The sequence below is a fragment of the Bacillus sp. EB106-06-01-XG163 genome, assembly GCF_058791615.1.
In genome coordinates this window covers 45,500-63,926 of the sequence record NZ_JBYTDS010000007.1, presented here as the reverse complement: position 1 = coordinate 63,926, position 18,427 = coordinate 45,500, and the positions used below count along the sequence as shown (strand labels likewise).

Here is an 18,427-nt window from a genome sequence, read left to right as displayed (position 1 = left end):
TTGAGTCCCTTGGTATTTTTTGTTCATTGAATTATTATAAACTTCTAACTTAGTTAATGGCTGTCGTTCCAGTTTCTCTCTATAAATGTATTCGCAGGTTGTAAGTTGGTTTTGTTCGCAATTTCAATGACAGCGGGAACCACGGAAGGGTCTGTTTTGGAGAAGTTCGGAATCCGCGGATCTAACCGGAAAAAGCGATCTCCCAGCAGATTCGCGCTGACCATGGATTCATAGTAGCCATTTCCGCCGGAGATCATCTGAAGAAATGGCAGTAATGGTTCATTAGGCGACCTGTCCAAAAGGACTCCCCAATTTGGAGGAAGGTTCTTCAGGTTTTCGGGACGTATGTTATCCGCACTCACCATTCCCCATCCCCTCGTATCTCTTCTTAACCGAGTCGGGGCTTCACCTGTACCGATGGATAGCGCCGCAATTTGATCCAATGGCACGTTGGCTTTACCAACCGCAAACGCGATACTGGCCGTACTGGGGTTCGTTGCCACTACATATCCGTCCACGTAGTTTTGATAGGCGCGCTGCGTCGCGGGAGCACCGCTGCTCCGCAGTATGACATCACTCACTTTCTCATTTAAATAGGGAGAGCCGGGAAAGTTGTGAAATAATACGGGCGTCCAACGATCCAGTGCTGGGGAGTATAATTTGAATGAAGGGACAACAATTCGTTTTCTTACATCTTTAAGGCGAAGGCCTGGCGGGAAAAAGTTTCGTACCGCTTTAATAAAATCGGAATATGGTAATTGTTGATTGAAAACAGGTCCGCCCGGCCGGGAAGTGCTGAATGCGGGCAGGATTTCATCCTCAAAATACTGAAGTGTTTCCTTCGGAGATCTTCCGCTTGCTAATGCAAGGGCAGTAAATGAACCGATTGAATTTCCCGCAAATACATGGGTTCGGCTTATTAATGCTGGATTTTCTTCAGCCAGTCTGTTCAATAGTTGTAAACTTAAAGCACCTAAGGTACCGCCCCCGTCAAAGGTCATGATCCGATACTTTGCCAAAGCTGATTTCTCCTTTCTGATGAAAACTATCATTCAGTATATGTTCAACCAGAGTCTATTGTATGGATGAATGAATATCTCATACCATAAAAATTGCTCAATTTATCAATCTAACGGGGTGGGAAAGAAAATATTTTTAAGTTTAAGAGGCAGCTCATGAAGGTATTCCTGGAAAGAAGGAGAATAGGTTATAAAAATAAAAGGGGGAAAACACTTGAATACAATTGACCTTATTATTTTACATTTTGAAGAGGTAAGACGGCGAAGCATCAAGTTATGGGCAGCTATACCTGAGGAAAAAATGGACTGGCGCCCGGATTCCGAAGCCATGTCGTGTAAGGAAATGATAAGACATGTATTAGAAGCAGAATTTCTTTATCATCAAATTTTAATGAAAAATATGAGTGAGTTTTCAGAGGAAACTATTAATCCTTATGAATCAAAAATGTTTACCACTGTAAGCGAAGAATTAGAATTTGCAAAACCGTATCGGGCCGAGTTTTTGACATTCATCAAATCGTTAAACGAAACAGATTTAACAAATATAAAGATTGACAGGTCTGATGTTGGATATATTCGCGAACTAGGAGACATGTTATTAAGAATCGCTTACCATGAGTCCGTACATACCGGTCAGCTTTTAGACTATCTCAGAACTGCTGAAGTGGACAGGCCTTTAATTTGGGACTAGTTAAATGATAGAGTTTTACAAGGAAAGCGGAAAGAATGGAATATAAACCGATTAATTTTCAAGAGAAATTAGCTGCGTTCCAAGATCAATGGTCTCCAAAAGTAATCGCTGAAATGAATGACTATCAATTTAAACTTGTTAAGGTACAAGGGGATTTTGTTTGGCATAAGCATGACGAAACAGATGAAGTCTTCATTGTCATTGAGGGTAATTTAATCATTGAATTTCGTGATGGAGAAGTAACATTAAATGAAGGTGAAATGTTTGTCATTCCGAAAAATGTTGAACATAAACCTTATGCAGAATCAGAGTGTAACATTTTGCTTGTAGAACCTAAAGGTGTTGTGAATACCGGGCAGGAAATAACTGATCAAACAGCTGAAAATGATGTCTGGGTCTAGCCTGTAACAAAAAAATGATCAAAAATCCGAAAGATCGAAGACGATTAGAGAAAATGATCAGGAAAACCAATTAAGAATGATTTAAGGTAAAATATTGAAAAATTTTGTTAATATTATAATACATTGTTTGGAAATGTAATCATTTTATAAGGAGTTTTCTAATTGCGTTGGAGTAAATGGTTCAATATTTTTTGTATAGCAGCATTGGGGTCAATATATGGCTATAAATTGTTTACTAACCAAGAAGTCAGTACGACTCGTTTAATCATAGCTGCTGCAATTATTTTGTGGAACATTGTCGGACTTTTTAGCAAAGAACCAGTAAAACAAACACAGCAAGCAAACTAAAAGTCAAAAAACACTTTCCAATCGTTCAACAAAAAGTTGGTACAGAAGGATGCTGCAGCGTGCAGCATCCTTTTTATCATTTTCACAAAAAAACCAAGGGTTTAACCCTTGGTTTTTTCGTAGTCTCCCTTTTTACGCTGCTTATCATAAACATTTAAGTTTCATCAAGCATCCAGAATCTGTTGTATCGATAAATGAAAATTATCCTAAAATGTGCCGGTTCATCAAAATACCAGTCCAAGCTGCAGTTATTTCTTTACATAGTATGTAAAGATTAAAAGATGAGAGAAGGAGTGGCGTAATGTATTATAACGAAGGTGAAGATCAACAGTACGTTCAGAAGAAAAAGCCATACAACGAAGCCTGTGACCTTGGCCATGATTTTGATATGGCGGACGACGCAGCAAGAGCGGAAGCAGCAAGAGAAGCAGAAGCGAGAGCCAGAGCGGAAGAGGCAATAGCAAGAGCGGAAGAAGCAAGAGCCAGAGCAGCAGAAGCAGCAAAAGCAGCAGCAGAAGCAAAGGTAGAAGCGGCAAAATTAGCAGCCAAAGCAAAATGTAAAAAACGTCATAAGAAAGAGAAAAAACATGATTGCAAACGTAAGCACAAGAAGAAAAAATAAGATCTTTTAATCATGTAAAAGATAAGATTCAATGTGTATTGATTTTAACCGTACAGGGGTGCAAAAACGATAAAGAATAAGATTCTTTGTCGGGGGATCAAGCAGAAAGATTGCTCAGCCGGTGTCTCAGCAGAACCACGCATGGCAGGGCAAACATGATTTTCTATGGACTTCCATAGTTTGGTCGGGATATCACGCCAATAAATGTAAGTGCCTATCATGATAAAAAAGGCAGGAGAGACAAGAGTTTCGGCAGCTTGCCGCTCTTGTCTTTTTTTTGTTTTTATATCATCTTCGCGTATATGTATCTATTTTTAAGTTTGCAGAACATCTGTCTAAGAATTTGTCCAATTCCTACATATACTGGTATCGGAATCAAATGCTTATTGGGAGTGAAATAGATGGGATCAGCACAGTTAACAGGACGCGTCATCTTCAAAGGGGACCCCGGCTATACACAGGCGGTTAAGAATTGGAACCCTTATGTTGATGTCTGTCCGCTTGTCTTTGTTTTTGCACAAAATTCATACGATATAAGTAATGCTATTAAATGGGCTCGTGAGAAGAATGTGCCTATGCGTGTCAGAAGCGGCCGCCATGCTCTGGATAAAAATCTTTCCACGGTAAGTGATGGAATTGTTATTGATGTGAGTGACATGAATAAAGTTTTCTTAGATGAAAAAAACGCGGTAGCAACCGTTCAAACCGGCATTCACGTCGGCCCGCTTGTAAAAGGTTTAGCTCGGGAAGGTTTTATGGCCCCGTTCGGAGACAGTCCAACCGTCGGAATCGGAGGAATCACAATGGGAGGCGGATTTGGAGTGCTTTCCCGATCGATCGGCCTGATAAGCGATAACCTTCTCGCACTGAAAATGGTAGATGCCAAAGGCAGGATTATTCAAGCAAATCAATCCCGCAATGAAGATTTACTGTGGGCTTCCAGAGGCGGCGGGGGAGGCAATTTCGGATATAACACCCAATATACATTCAAAGTTCACCGTGCCCCTAAAACCGCAACCGTCTTTAATATCATTTGGCCGTGGGAACAGTTAGAAACGGTATTTAAAGCGTGGCAAAAATGGGCGCCGTTTACAGACGAACGATTAGGATGCTACCTTGAGATTTACAGCAAAGTAAATGGCTTGTGCCATGTGGAAGGATTGTTCCTCGGTTCAAAACCAGAGCTGGTTCAATTATTAAAACCTTTATTAAATGCCGGAACGCCGGCACAAACAGTAATCAAAACACTATACTACCCGGATTGTATAGATTTCTTAGATCCTGACGAACCGATTCCCGGCAGATCTGATCAGAGTGTTAAATTCTCCTCGGCGTGGGCGCTCAATCTTTGGCCGGAAGAACCTATTGCAGTAATGAGACAATTTTTAGAAAAAGCGACTGGGACAGAAACCAATTTCTTTTTTATCAATTGGGGCGGCGCGATAAGCAGAGTACCAAGCAGTGAAACAGCCTTCTATTGGCGCCGTCCGTTGTTTTATACGGAATGGACGGCCAGTTGGAAAAATAAATCACAAGAAGCTTCGAATCTTGCATCAGTTGAAAGAGTGCGTCAGCTGATGAAACCATATGTAACAGGTTCATATGTGAATGTTCCGGATCAAAATATCGAGAACTTCGGAAAAGCATATTATGGCTCAAACTTTGCAAGGCTTCAAAGAATAAAGGCGAAATACGATCCCGAAAATGTATTCCGTTTTCCGCAAAGCATCCCGCCATCGTATAAATAGTTTGATCGTTTTGGGAAACAAATAAAATGCTGCGTTTGCATTCTAAACATCATTATTGGAGCACACCAGAACATTTAGGTGTGTTTTTATTGATGTTTTCATTTCTGAAATGTGGTTATTCACTTATATCCCAGTGCGGATTCCAAACGATTTCCCATAAGTGTCCATCGGGGTCTTGGAAGTGACCGGAGTATCCGCCCCAAAAAGTATCATGAGCGGGATCAGTTATCGTTGCTCCTGCCTGTTTTGCCTGTTCCATGACTTTATCGGCTTCAGCTTTACTGCCAACATTATGTCCTCATGTAAATTCTGCAGGGCTTGGCGCAGTTAACGTAACGTTTGTTTCATGTGCGATGTCTTTGCGGTTCCAAATGGCAAGTTTCAGTCCTGTTTGTAAGTCAAAAAAGGCAACTGCGCCATGTTCAAATTCTGTACCGACTATTCCCTCTGTAGGCAGACCCAAGCCATCTCGATAGAAGTGAAGCGATTTTTCTAAATTGTCTGCGCCTAAAGTAATTACTGTAATCCGCGGCTTCATAGCAATCATTGATCAAGAGCAATATAAAGTATTGGACATTTTCATTGAAAAGATTTTGACATTTCAGTAAAGAACCTATATATTCATATATGAGCACATAATCATATAAGGTTATTTTTTTGTCCATGTTAGAATGCTTCATAACAGAAAAGAAATAATAAATGCAGTGTATGAGATAAGGAGGAGATTTTTATGGGTCACAATCACAATCACGCTGGCGGATCCAATAAGAAGGTTTTATTGATCTCTTTTATCATGATTACAGGTTATATGATAATAGAAGCGATAGGCGGATTTTTAACCAATAGTTTAGCGCTTTTGTCAGATGCAGGCCATATGCTGAGTGACTCGATCTCATTAATGGTTGCTCTGATTGCTTTTAAATTGGCCGAAAAAAAGGCAAGTCATCATAAGACATTCGGCTACAAACGATTTGAGATTCTCGCAGCTGTGATAAACGGTGTTGCATTAATATTGATTTCCCTTTACATCATTTATGAAGCAATCAAACGTTTCTCTCATCCGCCGGAGGTAGCAACAACCGGCATGCTGACGATTAGTATCATCGGGTTAGCTGTAAATATATTGGTCGCTTGGATTATGCTGAACGGCGGAGATACAAAGAATAACCTGAACATAAGAGGGGCTTACTTACATGTGATAAGTGACATGCTCGGATCTGTAGGTGCCATACTGGCTGCGATCCTTATCATCTTTTTCGGGTGGAGCTGGGCAGATCCAGTGGCCAGTGTCATTGTGGCTATTCTTGTTCTGAGAAGCGGTTACCATGTGACGAAAGACTCCATTCACGTATTAATGGAAGGAACTCCGGGAAATATCGATGTCACTGACATCATTCATACAATTGAAGAGACAGAAGGAATTCAAAGCATTCATGATTTGCACATATGGTCTATCACAAGCGGATTGAATGCTCTTTCCTGCCACGCAGTTGTTAACGATCAACTGACCATTTCTGAAAGTGAAAGTATTTTACGCAAAATTGAACATGAACTTGGAGATAAAGGCATTACACATGTAACCATTCAAATGGAAACAGCAGCGCATAATCACGACAATACGATTCTTTGTCAGGCCCAAACTGAGAATCCGCGTGACCATCATCATCATTAAAGAAGGAAATAGGGACTCACTTTGTCTGCTGACAATTAAGATAAAACCGGAGGGGGGATTCATATGTACGACACGATAGTAATCGGAGCCGGTCAGGCAGGAATCTCAGTAGGATATTATCTAAAGAAGTCGAAACAAAAGTTTATCATTTTGGATAAAAGTCATGAAGTGGGAGAAAGCTGGAACAACCGGTATGACTCATTGGTTTTATTTACTTCTCGAATGTACAGCTCTTTGCCTGGAATGCAGCTTGAAGGAGACAAGCATGGACTCCCTTCAAAAAATGAAATTGCTGCTTATCTGAAAAAATATGTTGAAAGATTTGAAATCCCGATCCAATTACGGACAGAAGTAATAAGTGTCCAAAAATTAAAGAACTATTTCTTAATAAAAACAAACCGGGAAGAATATCAAACGAAGAATCTTGTGATGGCCGCAGGTCCTTTTCATACCCCTAATATTCCATCAATATCAAGGGATGTAGCCGATCATATTCATCAATTACATTCTTCACAATATAAACATTCAAAACAACTGGCGCCTGGGAATGTACTGGTAGTCGGCGGCGGGAATAGCGGGGCTCAGATAGCTGTTGAATTATCCAAAGAAAGAGTTACATATTTGGCTTGCAGTAATAAACCGGTTTATTTCCCTTTATGGATTGGAAAAAGAAGCATCTTTTGGTGGTTTGATAAATTAGGAGTTTTACATGCAAGTCATACATCAATATTAGGCAAGTTCATTCAGAAGAAAGGCGACCCCATATTTGGGTATGAATTAAAACATGCAATAAGACAGAAGAAGATCATCTTAAAACAAAGAGTCATAGCCGGAAAGCAAAATGAAATGATTTTTAAAGATTCATCTTCATTAGAAGTAAACAATATCATTTGGGCAACTGGTTTTAAGAATCCGCTTTGTTGGATGAAAATAGAAGGTGTTTTGGATAAGGAAGGCCGAATTATACATCACCGGGGTGTATCAGCTGTGGAAGGATTGTATTTTATTGGTTTGCCTTGGCAGCATAGGCGAGGTTCAGCGCTGCTTCAAGGTGTAGGAAATGATGCTGAATACATTGTAAAACAAATGAACGGCGGATAGACAGAGGAGAGCAGTAACTTACGTGTTTACTGCTCTTTTTTTGTGTTGAATAAGTCCGGTTATGTGACTGTGTAAAGCCGAAAAAATCTTTTGGCTTAATTAATAAGAAGATCCCTGACTCATTGATTGTGCAACATTCTGACGTACTTCCCGAGCTAACTGCGCGGCACGTAAGGAAGCCTGCCAAATAGCCGGACTCACTGCAGATTGACTGATGGATAATGCCTGTTGTGTGGCTGGAACCATTGGTCTTAGGAGATTTTCCGCCTCGTCTACAGATGACGCGTATTGGTGACCGGCTGCTCTTCTCAGGTCTGCTATCGCTGCGGGGAAGTTTGACCATAGACGAAGTATTGAATTCATGCAGCCAACCATAAGAGGAAAATGAGGAGCCCGGCCTTGTCCGGCGGCGAGAAGCTCTGCTGCGCCTAAAGCGGAATAAACGTGATAGCTCAACGGAGTAAGATATTTCGCGTGTACAGTATGAAGTTCTCGTAATCCCCAAGTGTCTGGAAGAAATCTGAATTCTGAACTCATACCGCATCCCAGAGCGAGTGCTCTGCTGACAGCCTGCAAGTGTTTCACTACCGCAGCCATTGATTGTTGAAAGGAGGATGAGTGTATTGGAATTTGTTGAATCGCAGATAAATGGCTTCGCATTTTATGATTTGCCTGGCTTAAATCAGGCTGCTGTCTGTAATCATATACATAATACGGATAATAATAATACATATCTAAACTCCCTTTATGAATGACTTTTAGGAGCAGGATATGCACCCAGATTGTTTTTGATAAGGGCATGTGCCTAAATTATCCATCAAATGTTGATGAGTCTGAATATTTTAGCCTTCCAAAACCAATTGGATAAAACAATTATGGCCGAAGCAATGAAGCAGGCTCTCTTTGCCTGCTTTTTTTGTGTGTCGGCCTTTACATCTGACATGTTGAGTTATCTGAAACTGTACCTTTTTAAATGTCAGACAGTGTTATATGATACTCTGCAGATATTCAAGAATATGTACTTGGAGGACATTCTCATGCGAAATTTTAATGTTGCTATCCCTACGCCTTTTCATGAAGATGAAAGTTTATATGTAGAAGGATTTGATGCTATTGTCGAACATTTGAAAAACAGCGGTATCCATTCGTTACTCATATGCGGTACGACTGGTGAACAGCATTCACTCAGCATAGATGAGCGTCTTCAGATCATTGAGTATGTTAATCAGCGAAAATTTGAAGATGTTGAACTGATGTTCGGTGTTTCAGCCGTAAGAACCAGTGATGCTGTCAAACTGATGAAACACATCGAGAAAACCAATATTGATTCTGTACTGATTGGTTTTCCTCCTTATATAAGACCGACACAGCAGCAAGCCGTTTATTACGTTGACGAACTTCTCAGTCATACCTCTAAAGAGGCTGTGCTTTATAATAACCCCGGCCGGACCGGTTTTAATCTGAGTGAGAAAGCGCTTAAAGACTTAATAAGCCGGCATCCCGGGATAAGGGGGCTGAAAGAAGGAGGAGACGTTCTGCGTCATAAACAAACAGAGTTCCCTGATCACTTTATTTTGTTTGCGGCAGGAGATGTTGAATTTCCGAAGATGCTGAGTAACGGGTGTAACGGCCTGTCAAGCATGGCCGGAAATGTCTATCCTGAAGAAATCAGAGAAAGCTTCAGCAGCTTATCAGAAAATAAACCGATTAATCTGGATCGAATAAACGATCTGATTGCTGAAGTGACAAATCATCATACTGTCATGAATATAAAAAATCACTATAGGAAGATTGGGATTCAAGCAGGCAGCTGCCGGTCACCCATTATATAAGAAATGTTCCGTCGCGGATAAGTGAAAAATGTGATCAGCGCGCTTTCTGTACTTGGATTAGGCTTAATAAGCAAGTTATATAATACTGTCATTAGCGGGGGCGTAAGCATTTGTTTAGCTTTACATAAGGGAAACCTTATGATATGGTGATTATTGCTAATATTGACAAGAAAGAGGTGAAAGCGATGATAACGATTTATGGAATTTTGTATGGTAAAAATGCAAAAATTGGAAACATTTTGGCGGACAAAGGGAGCAGTCTGTCCTTTTTTAAGCCAAATCACCATACAAAAACAGTTATCGGTGCTTTTTCTCTATGTCAAATAAACGATAATCCAATGACATAATGTCCTTGTTTATTTGTGCATGATGTTATTTAAGCGTAACACCGATAATTGTGTCGGTGTTTTTTTGTGCCTGATTTTAAAAAAAGGTTAGATGATCACTCCCTTCTATTTACTCAAACAAACAAGAGTATTATGGAAGGATGAGAAAACATGCAACAAAAAAACAAGTATATAAGAATTCAAGAGTTCCTGAAGCAAAATAAATTTCCTGATTTTAGAATGAATCAAATCAAAAATGCTGTATTCCAAGGGAGAATAAATCATTTCAATGAAATAACGGTTCTTCCTAAATCCTTGAGAAAATTGTTAATAGAGGAGTTCGGAGAGTCAATTTTAAATATTGCTCCTTTAAAAGTGCAGCATTCTGAGCAAGTTACAAAAGTCTTATTTGAAATTTCAGGAGACGAAAAAATAGAAACGGTTAATATGAAATATAAAGCCGGTTGGGAGTCATTTTGTATATCCTCGCAGTGCGGCTGTCATTTTGGCTGTAAATTTTGTGCAACAGGAGATATTGGTTTAAAACGCAATTTAACGTCAGATGAAATGACTGACCAAATTTTGTACTTTCACTTAAAAGGACATTCAATTGACAGTATTTCTTTTATGGGAATGGGAGAAGCATTAGCGAATGTACAAGTTTTTGATGCTTTACATGTGCTTACAAATCCGAAGTTGTTTGCTTTAAGCCCTCGCAGGTTATCTATTTCGACCATAGGTATTATTCCGGGCATTAAAAAAATCACTCAGGATTATCCGCAGGTCAACCTGACGTTTTCATTACATTCTCCTTTTAATGAACAGCGAAGCAAGTTAATGCCGATTAATGAACGCTACCCGTTATTGGAGGTAATGGACACATTAGATGAGCATATACGTGTGACCTCAAGAAAAGTTTATATTGCTTATATTATGCTGCCGGGAGTTAATGATTCTATTGATCATGCGAATGAAGTAGTAAATCTTTTAAGAAGCAGATATAAGAGAGGGAACTTGTTCCATGTAAACATCATTAGATATAACCCGACTGTTAGTTCACCTATGAGATTTGAAGAAGTAAATGAGAAACAAGTTGTAAACTTCTATAAAAAATTAAAGTCAGCAGGAATTAACGTGACCGTCAGAAGTCAATTTGGCATTGATATAGATGCTGCTTGCGGACAATTATATGGAAATTATCAAAAAAATAAGAACCAATAAATCAGGTGCAGAACTCGGTTTGACTTCATATTATTTCATTTGATAACATAAAATGGTTATTGTGATTGAAAAAAAGATACCCGTTTTTATAAAAAAAGGAGTCATAACGTTGCTGAAAAGGTTTTTTCTTGTTTTTCTTACACTGATAATGTCTATATTTGCTGTATTCGCGGCTGCTGAAGAGTCTCCCGGCGATCGTGTCATTTCTTTTGACGAGCCTATGATTTTATTGATCTCACTCGGAATCATCTTATGTTTGTTCATTCCTCCATTCGTCATGTCCTTTTTTGGCAGTTTGGTTGTGAGAATCATATCCGGAGTCTATCAATGTTTTATCGTCCTCACGTTTGCGGGGCTCATTCCGATTGGATTTCTGATCCCCAATGGCTTTTTGACAATTCTTGCTGCCGTACTGGGGACTTTGGTCAGTTCAGCGAGTGTTGCCGTGACCTTATTCGTTGGCAGGAAAAAAGAGGCCGGAAGGTTTTAAAACTAGTGGGTAAGCTGCAATATTGAAGGGAAAGTCATTGTTTGACTATTTATATGGAATAGCATAGAATTAAAGTAAATATTTATAAAAAGTCACTAGGGGAGCTTTAATAGCTGAGAAGAGACAATACGTCCTGACCCTTTGAACCTGATTTGGTTAATACCAGCGTAGGGAAGTGAAAAATTAGAGAGATTCTTTATCTTATCTATATTTAAGCCACTTTCCATAGAGGAAAGTGGCTTTATTTATTTTGAAAGGGTGATATGAAGTGGCGACTAAAAAAGTTTTTCTGGCAGGGCCTTTTAAAAGTTTAGTAGATGAGAAAACTGGATTGATGAGTGCGTATGAGAGGGGAAAGCTGGAATCATTAATTTCCTTTTTTGAGAATGAAGGATGGCTGGTTCATAATGCTCACAAGCGGGAAGGGTGGGGGAAAGATTTCATGACACCCCTTCAATGCACTAAAATTGATTTTGATGAAATAAGTACTTGCGACCTTTTTGCAGCATTTCCCGGATCACCCGCTTCTCCTGGAACACATATAGAAATTGGATGGGCTTCCGCCTTGAAAAAAAAGATCGTGCTATTTCTAGAAAAGGACAAGGATTATGCTTTCTTAATTCAAGGGTTACATGCAGTGGCGGATGTTGAGTACATCAGCTATAAAGATACAGATGATTTATTAGAGAACATTAAAAATACCTTTGCAGCATATAAGGCGGAATCTCAATGAGAAAGAGAACTTTTCATGAAGCATATACGGAAACGCTGTATGACATCTATCACAACCCTGAATTTTTCAATTCACCGCGCGGACAAAAAAGCAGAGAACAATTGAACTACCATCTGACTCTGGAAAATCCAATAGAACGTGTCACTTATTTATCCTCAAGAAAAACCAATATCGTGTTTAATTTTGCTGAAGTGCTATGGTATTTATCGGGGAGTAACGACTTAGATTTTATCAGTTATTACAATAAAAAAATGCCTTCATACTCAATGAATAAAAAAACATTAACAGGCACTGCGTACGGGCCTAAAATATTTGAATTCGGAAATGCAAAACTAAATCAATGGAATAGAATAAAAAATCTTTTGACACAAGAAGATATTGATTCAAAAAGGGCATTTATTCAAATATTCGATGCTTCGGAACTCTTCGTTTTAGAAAATATAGATGTTTCCTGCACAATCGGTTTGCAGTTTTTTGTGAGGGAAGGCGAATTATACATGTCTTCTGTCATGCGTGCAAATGATGCTTTTCGCGGGATGATCAGTGATCTTTTCTCATTTACCTTCATGCAGGAATTAATGGCCAGAGAACTGCGTGTAGAAGTCGGAGAATATTTTCATAATGCGGGATCAATCCATATTTATGATTCAGATCATGAATGGGCGAAAACGGTGCTTGAAGAAGCTGAAAATCACCATGATATTCCGGAATTTGAATTTCCGAAAATGCCTGAGGGAAATAACTGGCCGTCCATTGAAACAGTCTTAAAGTACGAAGAATTACTTAGGAAAGATCAAATTTCTATGACTAAAAACGATATTGAAATGCTTGATTTACCTGATTACTGGAAACAGATTCTTTTCCTTTTCAGTATATACCAGCATATTGCATATAAACGGGATATGGATCATTCTCTATTTCAAAGTTTACTTCCTATATATCAATTTTTCGTCAGGAATAAGTGGTTTCATTATTTCTCAACTGAGCAAAAGGAGGAAATTCAATGAAAACTTCATGGAAAGAAGACAGTGTTGCTGGTAAATTCGATGCTTATAATGACGTTTTAGAACAAACGTTAGGTTTTGAGTTTGTTTTTCGTACTTTTGATAAAGCGGAGATTAAAAAGGTGCTCGATTTCGGATGCGGTCCAGGAAAGGTAGCTTATAGGCTGGCTGACAGAATAGGCTGCAATGTGATCGCAGTCGATGAATCAAGGAAGATGTTAGATATAGCAAAGGCAAAAAGACAACATCCTCATGTGGACTATCATTTAATTGAACACGATAATCTTTCCTTCTTACCAGATCACTCAGTTGATGCTGCAATGGCCTGTTATGTTTTTATTAATACGGATAGTGACCAGCGTATCAAAGGTATCATAGATGAAATTTTTCGTGTGTTAAAACCAGGAGCTTCATTTGTCATACTCGATACGAATCCTGATTCAACCGGAATTGAATTTTCAACCTTCCGCAATGGAATACCGGGGAAAGAATATTCTTACGGAGAAGAAAGAAATGAATGGCTCCATGTTCCCGGACAAGCAGATTTAATTTTAAATGATTTTCATTGGCCGAAGTCAATGTATTATAAACTATTAACTCATGCAGGTTTTGAAAATGTAACTTTATCAGAACCAACGTTAAACGATATTGACCAAGAGCATGTAAAAGCCATAGAGAAAGAGTTTCAATTTAATAATTGGAAATGTGAAAAGGAATATCCGCCTTTTGTCATTTTTAAAGCAGTGAAACCTGCCTGAAGGAGGAGTGTAAGTTGACGGATATTTATAAAGCGCTTTCGATTGCTGGGACTGATCCTTCCGGAGGGGCGGGAATTCACGCGGATTTAAAAACATTTCAGGAACAAAAGGTATATGGAATGGCAGTTATTACATCAGTTGTTGCACAAAATACACTTGGTGTGAAAAGTTTTGAGGAGATGTCTCTTCAGAATATATCTCAGCAAATAGACTGTGTCATGGATGATATAAAACCGGATGCTGTCAAAACCGGTATGCTTGCAAGTATAGGAATTATTGAATTGCTGGCAGAAAAGTTAAAAGACGCAAATATTCAATCGTATGTGATGGATCCGGTTATGATTGCTAAAAGCGGACATCATCTGCTCCATAAGGACGCCATTGATTATTTGAAGAAATTATTAATACCCCAAACAACTGTTATTACACCGAACATTCCGGAAGCGGAAGTAATCATCGGCAAATCAATCGAGACTGTACAGCAGATGCGTGATGCGGCGAAAGAAATAGTGGAGGTATACGGGGCAAAAAGTGCTGTCGTAAAAGGGGGGCACCTGAACGGAGAAGCCCGTGATATTTTGTACTTTGACGAGGACTTCGAGGAATTTGTTTCTCCCCGCTTTGATACAAAGCATACTCATGGAACAGGCTGTACGTTTTCAGCTGTGATAACTGCAGAGCTGGCAAAGCAGCACAGCATACCGGAATCAGTGGCAACTGGAAAGGAATTCATTTCAGCAGCCATTAAACATCCCTTAGGAATCGGGAAAGGACAAGGCCCTACAAATCATTTTGCGTATCGCTCAACTATTAACCAAGAGACAACCGCTTAAGGAGTGTTATGATGATCTCCAAGAATTATGATGTATTTTTATTTGATTTAGACGGAGTGATATATATAGGAGATAAAGCTTTACCAGGAGCTGTGGCTTCTTTAAAACGACTCCGTGAAGAAAAGAAAGCCATTCGCTTTTTAACGAATGATCCTTGTGTTACAAGAGAAACGATTGTGAAACGCCTTCATAAACTGGGGATTTCAGCAAGTATTGATGAAGTGTTTACTGCGGGGTGGGCAACAGCTGATTACCTTGTCAGTGAAGGAATAAAGAAGGCATATATATTGGGAAATGACCAACTTAAAAGTGAAATTCAAAAGGCCGGTATTGATCTTACGGAAGATCAGGCGGAGGCTGTTGTCATTGGATGGGATCAAAATATTACATTTCAGGATGTGCATAAGGCAGTAAACCTCATCCGCTGCGGGGCTTCATTTATCGCTGCAAACGGGGATAAAACATTTCCTGCCGCTAACGGACCAGCTCCCGCGACAGGCGCTATAGTCGCGGCTGTTAAAACAGCAGCTGCTAAAGAGCCGATTATAATTGGAAAACCGGCGTCTTCAATATTTGAAAAAGTACTCGAGTCTTTTGAAGATAAAGAGAGATGCGTTATGATTGGGGATACGCCTGAAACAGATATTGTCGGAGCAAACCAAATAGGCATAACTTCCGTATTAGTTTCTGAACAAAATACTTTATTTCCTGCAAAACATGATTTTAGAAATCCGGATGTTGTGATCCGCGATCTGAAAGACTTGTTCGATAATGAAATAAAGGCAGAAGTACGTAAAAAACCGGATTTCCAATGGACAGAACAAGTGAAAGCCGGAGTCGCTGGAATTATAATTAAAGAATCAAGTTCCGTTTTATTAATGAAGCGTGCTGATAATGGTTTATGGGGCATTCCTTCAGGACATGTGGAACCTGGTGAAACAGTTGAACAAGCAATTATAAGAGAAATAGAAGAGGAAACTGGATTAGTGGTGAAAGTCTCTAAAATGATAGGCGTTTATTCTGATCCGAGTTCACAAACCTTTATATACCCTGACGGCAGAGTCAGCCATTTTATTACCAATTGTTTTCAATGTGACGTCATCGGCGGCACTTTGAAAAAGTCCACAGAGGAAGCTATGGAAATCAGATATTTTGATATCCATGAATTACCTGAACATCTCTTGCCGATGCACCCGAGATGGCTGGATGATGCTTTGGAAATGAAAGAGAATGCTTTTATTCGATAAGGAACAGTATGTCAAAAATACTTTTTGGGGGTTATTTACAAGGATTAACGGTTTTCAACCTGTTTTTCTCGGCCGCGTTCCAAAAACACCAAGTGTCACAGACCCTTGGTGTTTTTTAATTCCGGCAGAACCATAATGCAAGAGCGGCAGAAAAGAAGGTATAATGGGCGGAGAAGAGGTGTCAGCCAATGAAAATAACCAGAGAGACATTAGAAAAACAGCAAATTTGGATATATGGTGTGACTCTTGTAATCGGCGGAATAGCGGGGATCGCCGGGAAAGATTCAGGACTTCGCTGGGGATGGACGATATCACCGCTTATCGCTGTTCTCATGTATGCCATGTTTGCCCAAATCCCATTCTTGAAGCTGAGGGAAGCCATGTCAAACCTCAAGTTTATGGCGGCTTTACTGATCGGTAATTTCTTAGCTGTACCTGTCGTTGTATGGGTGTTAACCGCCATTTTTCCTCAATCTCCTCCTATATTATCAGGGGTTTGTTTGGTATTGCTTACACCTTGTATTGATTACGTCATCGTCTTTACTCAGCTCGGCAAAGGAAATGAGAGATTAATACTGGCTTCCACGCCGGTTTTGTTCGCCGTTCAGATGGTATTGCTTCCGTTATACCTGTGGCTGTTTATCGGGAAAGAAGTGATAGGGGCTGTTCATGCGGGGCCGTTTCTGGAAGCATTCTTATTGTTAATAGCAGTGCCGCTGCTGGCGGCGGTGATGACTCAATTATGGGCTGATAAGAAGCCGGCGGGAGAAAAGGTGTTGGAATGGACGGCGTGGCTGCCTGTTCCTTTTATGGCTCTGGTCTTATTGGCGGTCGTCGCCACACAAATCGGCAAGGTCATCAGTGATGCTGGCATCATTATACGTGTGATTCCGATCTATCTGTTATTCCTGCTCATTATGCCGTTTGTCTCCCGGTTTATTGCATATGCGTTCCGTCTGGATACAGGTGAAGGAAGAGCATTGATCTTCAGCACGGGCACAAGAAATTCTCTCGCAGTCCTTCCGTTAGCGCTGGCTCTGCCGGATGCTTGGGCCTCATTAGCCGCCGCTGTTATCGTCACACAGACGATTGTTGAATTGATAGGCGAATTGGTTTATATAAAAGCGGTGCCCGGATGGCTGCTGAAATAAAAAATAATTTGAACTGAAAAAAACATACCAACAAATATTGGTATGTTTTTTTATGTCGATTATAAAGTTGAAATATCAATGACGAAACGGTAGCGGACATCGCTTTGGAGAACCCGTTCGTACGCTTCGTCAACTTGATTGGCCGGTATCACTTCAATTTTAGGAGCAATGCCGTGCTCGGCGGCGAAATCAAGCATCTCCTGAGTCTGCGGAATACCGCCGACGAGTGAACCCGCAATGCTGCGGCGGCCCGTGATTAAGGAGAACACACTGTATGAGTCCGGCTTAGCGGGCGCTCCCACATTTACCAATGTACCGTCAATGCGAAGCAGGGATAAGTAGGCATCTACGTCAAGGTTCGCGGATACTGTATTTAAAATAAGATCAAATCGTCCGGCCAGCTCAGTAAATGTATCCGGATCGCTTGTTGCAAAGTAATGATCGGCTCCAAATTCAAGCGCTTCGTCTTTTTTGTTCATTGAGCGGCTGAGGACGGTGACCTCTGCGCCTAAAGCGTGCGCGAATTGAACGGCTAAATGTCCGAGCCCGCCCATTCCGACAATCGCCACTTTTTTGCCGGGGCCGGCATTCCAGTGTTTCAGCGGAGAATAGGTGGTAATGCCCGCGCACAATAGCGGGCTGGCAGCATCCAAATCCAGCTGATCCGGAATCCGGACAACGAATCTGTCAGTGACAACTATTTTCTGGCTGTAGCCGCCGTACGTAGGGTTTCCGTCGTAGTCCAGGTTATTATAAGTCTGAACAACGCCTTTTGTGCAATATTGTTCGTCTCCGTTAAGGCAGTATTCACATTCTCCGCAGGAGTCTACAAAACAGCCGACACCCACACGGTCTCCGACGGCAAATGTGGTGACTTCTTCACCCACGGCTTCCACAACTCCGGCAATTTCGTGTCCGGGAACCATCGGAAAGATTCCGCCGCCCCATTCATCGAATGCACTGTGGATGTCTGAGTGACAAATCCCGCTGTACTTAATATCAATCAGGATATCGTGCGGCCGTAATGCTCTTCTCTCAATCGTTGTCCGCTCAAATTTAGCTTTTGCATGCGGAGCGCTTAATACACGAGTCGGATGATTATTGCACATGGTTATCTTCCTTTCCAAGATAAAGTGATGAATCCTCTGTTCGATTTTACTTTAAATGTTAAAGCGGACTTTAAGTCAAGGAGTTTGGTTTATTTTTTTATGAAATGATATTCTATAATGG

The 18,427-nt window shown here is 40.4% G+C and carries 20 protein-coding genes, 1 pseudogene and 1 riboswitch; of the genes and pseudogenes, 17 read left to right on the top strand and 4 right to left on the bottom strand.

The window, feature by feature from the left end; genetic code table 11:
- Window positions 1-53: 53 nt before the first annotated feature.
- Window positions 54-1,019 (bottom strand): sporulation hydrolase CotR, encoded by a 966-nt coding sequence (cotR, locus tag AC3WTF_RS10310; protein ID WP_047935346.1) that lies wholly within the window; start codon window positions 1,017-1,019, stop codon window positions 54-56.
- 214 nt (window positions 1,020-1,233) lie between these two features.
- Here cotR and AC3WTF_RS10305 point away from each other — a divergent pair, with 214 nt between their 5' ends.
- The 5 genes from AC3WTF_RS10305 (at window position 1,234) to AC3WTF_RS10285 (ending at window position 4,829) form a co-directional block, all read left to right on the top strand.
- Window positions 1,234-1,710, top strand: a complete 477-nt coding sequence (locus AC3WTF_RS10305) for a DinB family protein (RefSeq protein WP_020955386.1) — start codon at window positions 1,234-1,236, stop codon at window positions 1,708-1,710.
- Window positions 1,711-1,745: 35 nt separating this feature from the next.
- Window positions 1,746-2,111, top strand: a complete 366-nt coding sequence (locus AC3WTF_RS10300) for a cupin domain-containing protein (protein ID WP_020955387.1) — start codon at window positions 1,746-1,748, stop codon at window positions 2,109-2,111.
- A 162-nt stretch (window positions 2,112-2,273) separates the two neighbouring features.
- The gene (locus tag AC3WTF_RS10295) at window positions 2,274-2,459 is read left to right on the top strand and encodes a hypothetical protein (protein WP_007409558.1); all 186 of its coding nucleotides are present in this window, start codon (window positions 2,274-2,276) and stop codon (window positions 2,457-2,459) included.
- Between the two features lie 301 nt (window positions 2,460-2,760).
- Window positions 2,761-3,081, top strand: coding sequence for a hypothetical protein (locus tag AC3WTF_RS10290; RefSeq protein WP_032866846.1), 321 nt, complete (start codon window positions 2,761-2,763; stop codon window positions 3,079-3,081).
- 401 nt (window positions 3,082-3,482) lie between these two features.
- Entirely contained in the window at window positions 3,483-4,829 is a 1,347-nt protein-coding gene (locus tag AC3WTF_RS10285; RefSeq protein ID WP_032866845.1) for an FAD-binding oxidoreductase, read from the top strand.
- A 115-nt stretch (window positions 4,830-4,944) separates the two neighbouring features.
- Here the strand turns inward: AC3WTF_RS10285 and AC3WTF_RS10280 are convergent.
- Window positions 4,945-5,367, bottom strand: a pseudogene (locus AC3WTF_RS10280) (VOC family protein).
- Between the two features lie 192 nt (window positions 5,368-5,559).
- Here AC3WTF_RS10280 and AC3WTF_RS10275 point away from each other — a divergent pair.
- The gene (locus AC3WTF_RS10275; protein ID WP_007409554.1) at window positions 5,560-6,501 is read left to right on the top strand and encodes a cation diffusion facilitator family transporter; all 942 of its coding nucleotides are present in this window, start codon (window positions 5,560-5,562) and stop codon (window positions 6,499-6,501) included.
- A gap of 63 nt (window positions 6,502-6,564) precedes the next feature.
- Window positions 6,565-7,602, top strand: coding sequence for a flavin-containing monooxygenase (locus AC3WTF_RS10270; protein WP_007409553.1), 1,038 nt, complete (start codon window positions 6,565-6,567; stop codon window positions 7,600-7,602).
- Window positions 7,603-7,701: 99 nt separating this feature from the next.
- Here the strand turns inward: AC3WTF_RS10270 and AC3WTF_RS10265 are convergent, their stop codons facing one another.
- Window positions 7,702-8,334, bottom strand: coding sequence for a hypothetical protein (locus AC3WTF_RS10265; RefSeq protein WP_007409552.1), 633 nt, complete (start codon window positions 8,332-8,334; stop codon window positions 7,702-7,704).
- Between the two features lie 305 nt (window positions 8,335-8,639).
- Between AC3WTF_RS10265 and AC3WTF_RS10260 the strand changes: the two genes are divergently transcribed.
- The 10 genes from AC3WTF_RS10260 (at window position 8,640) to AC3WTF_RS10215 (ending at window position 17,197) form a co-directional block, all read left to right on the top strand.
- Window positions 8,640-9,434 carry a dihydrodipicolinate synthase family protein gene (locus AC3WTF_RS10260; protein ID WP_020955390.1) on the top strand — a complete coding sequence of 265 codons (795 nt, stop codon included), beginning with the start codon at window positions 8,640-8,642 and terminating at the stop codon, window positions 9,432-9,434.
- 143 nt (window positions 9,435-9,577) lie between these two features.
- A complete protein-coding gene (locus AC3WTF_RS10255) occupies window positions 9,578-9,781 on the top strand; it encodes a hypothetical protein (protein ID WP_007409550.1) in 204 nt (67 codons plus the stop codon).
- A 150-nt stretch (window positions 9,782-9,931) separates the two neighbouring features.
- On the top strand, window positions 9,932-10,981 hold the full coding sequence (locus AC3WTF_RS10250) for a Cfr family 23S rRNA (adenine(2503)-C(8))-methyltransferase (RefSeq protein WP_007409549.1): 1,050 nt from the start codon (window positions 9,932-9,934) through the stop codon (window positions 10,979-10,981).
- Window positions 10,982-11,090: 109 nt separating this feature from the next.
- Window positions 11,091-11,471 carry a YdeH family membrane protein gene (locus AC3WTF_RS10245; RefSeq protein ID WP_032866838.1) on the top strand — a complete coding sequence of 127 codons (381 nt, stop codon included), beginning with the start codon at window positions 11,091-11,093 and terminating at the stop codon, window positions 11,469-11,471.
- 87 nt (window positions 11,472-11,558) lie between these two features.
- Window positions 11,559-11,662, top strand: a riboswitch (TPP riboswitch).
- A 77-nt stretch (window positions 11,663-11,739) separates the two neighbouring features.
- A complete protein-coding gene (locus AC3WTF_RS10240; protein ID WP_032866832.1) occupies window positions 11,740-12,204 on the top strand; it encodes a TIR domain-containing protein in 465 nt (154 codons plus the stop codon).
- Window positions 12,201-13,211: a thymidylate synthase gene (locus AC3WTF_RS10235; protein WP_032870385.1), complete on the top strand. Its 1,011-nt coding sequence runs from the start codon at window positions 12,201-12,203 to the stop codon at window positions 13,209-13,211. The genes AC3WTF_RS10240 and AC3WTF_RS10235 overlap by 4 nt, the downstream gene beginning before the upstream one ends.
- Window positions 13,208-13,966 carry a class I SAM-dependent methyltransferase gene (locus tag AC3WTF_RS10230; RefSeq protein WP_007409545.1) on the top strand — a complete coding sequence of 253 codons (759 nt, stop codon included), beginning with the start codon at window positions 13,208-13,210 and terminating at the stop codon, window positions 13,964-13,966. The genes AC3WTF_RS10235 and AC3WTF_RS10230 overlap by 4 nt, the downstream gene beginning before the upstream one ends.
- A 14-nt stretch (window positions 13,967-13,980) precedes the next feature.
- Window positions 13,981-14,799: a bifunctional hydroxymethylpyrimidine kinase/phosphomethylpyrimidine kinase gene (gene thiD, locus AC3WTF_RS10225; RefSeq protein ID WP_007409544.1), complete on the top strand. Its 819-nt coding sequence runs from the start codon at window positions 13,981-13,983 to the stop codon at window positions 14,797-14,799.
- Between the two features lie 8 nt (window positions 14,800-14,807).
- Complete coding sequence (locus tag AC3WTF_RS10220; RefSeq protein WP_020953905.1) at window positions 14,808-16,046, top strand: HAD-IIA family hydrolase; 1,239 nt, start codon at window positions 14,808-14,810, stop codon at window positions 16,044-16,046.
- 188 nt (window positions 16,047-16,234) lie between these two features.
- Window positions 16,235-17,197 (top strand): arsenic resistance protein, encoded by a 963-nt coding sequence (locus tag AC3WTF_RS10215; RefSeq protein ID WP_053104555.1) that lies wholly within the window; start codon window positions 16,235-16,237, stop codon window positions 17,195-17,197.
- A 59-nt stretch (window positions 17,198-17,256) separates the two neighbouring features.
- On the opposite strand, the gene AC3WTF_RS10210 is transcribed toward AC3WTF_RS10215, so the two are convergent.
- A complete protein-coding gene (locus tag AC3WTF_RS10210) occupies window positions 17,257-18,306 on the bottom strand; it encodes an NAD(P)-dependent alcohol dehydrogenase (RefSeq protein ID WP_007609682.1) in 1,050 nt (349 codons plus the stop codon).
- Between the last annotated feature and the right edge of the window lie 121 nt (window positions 18,307-18,427).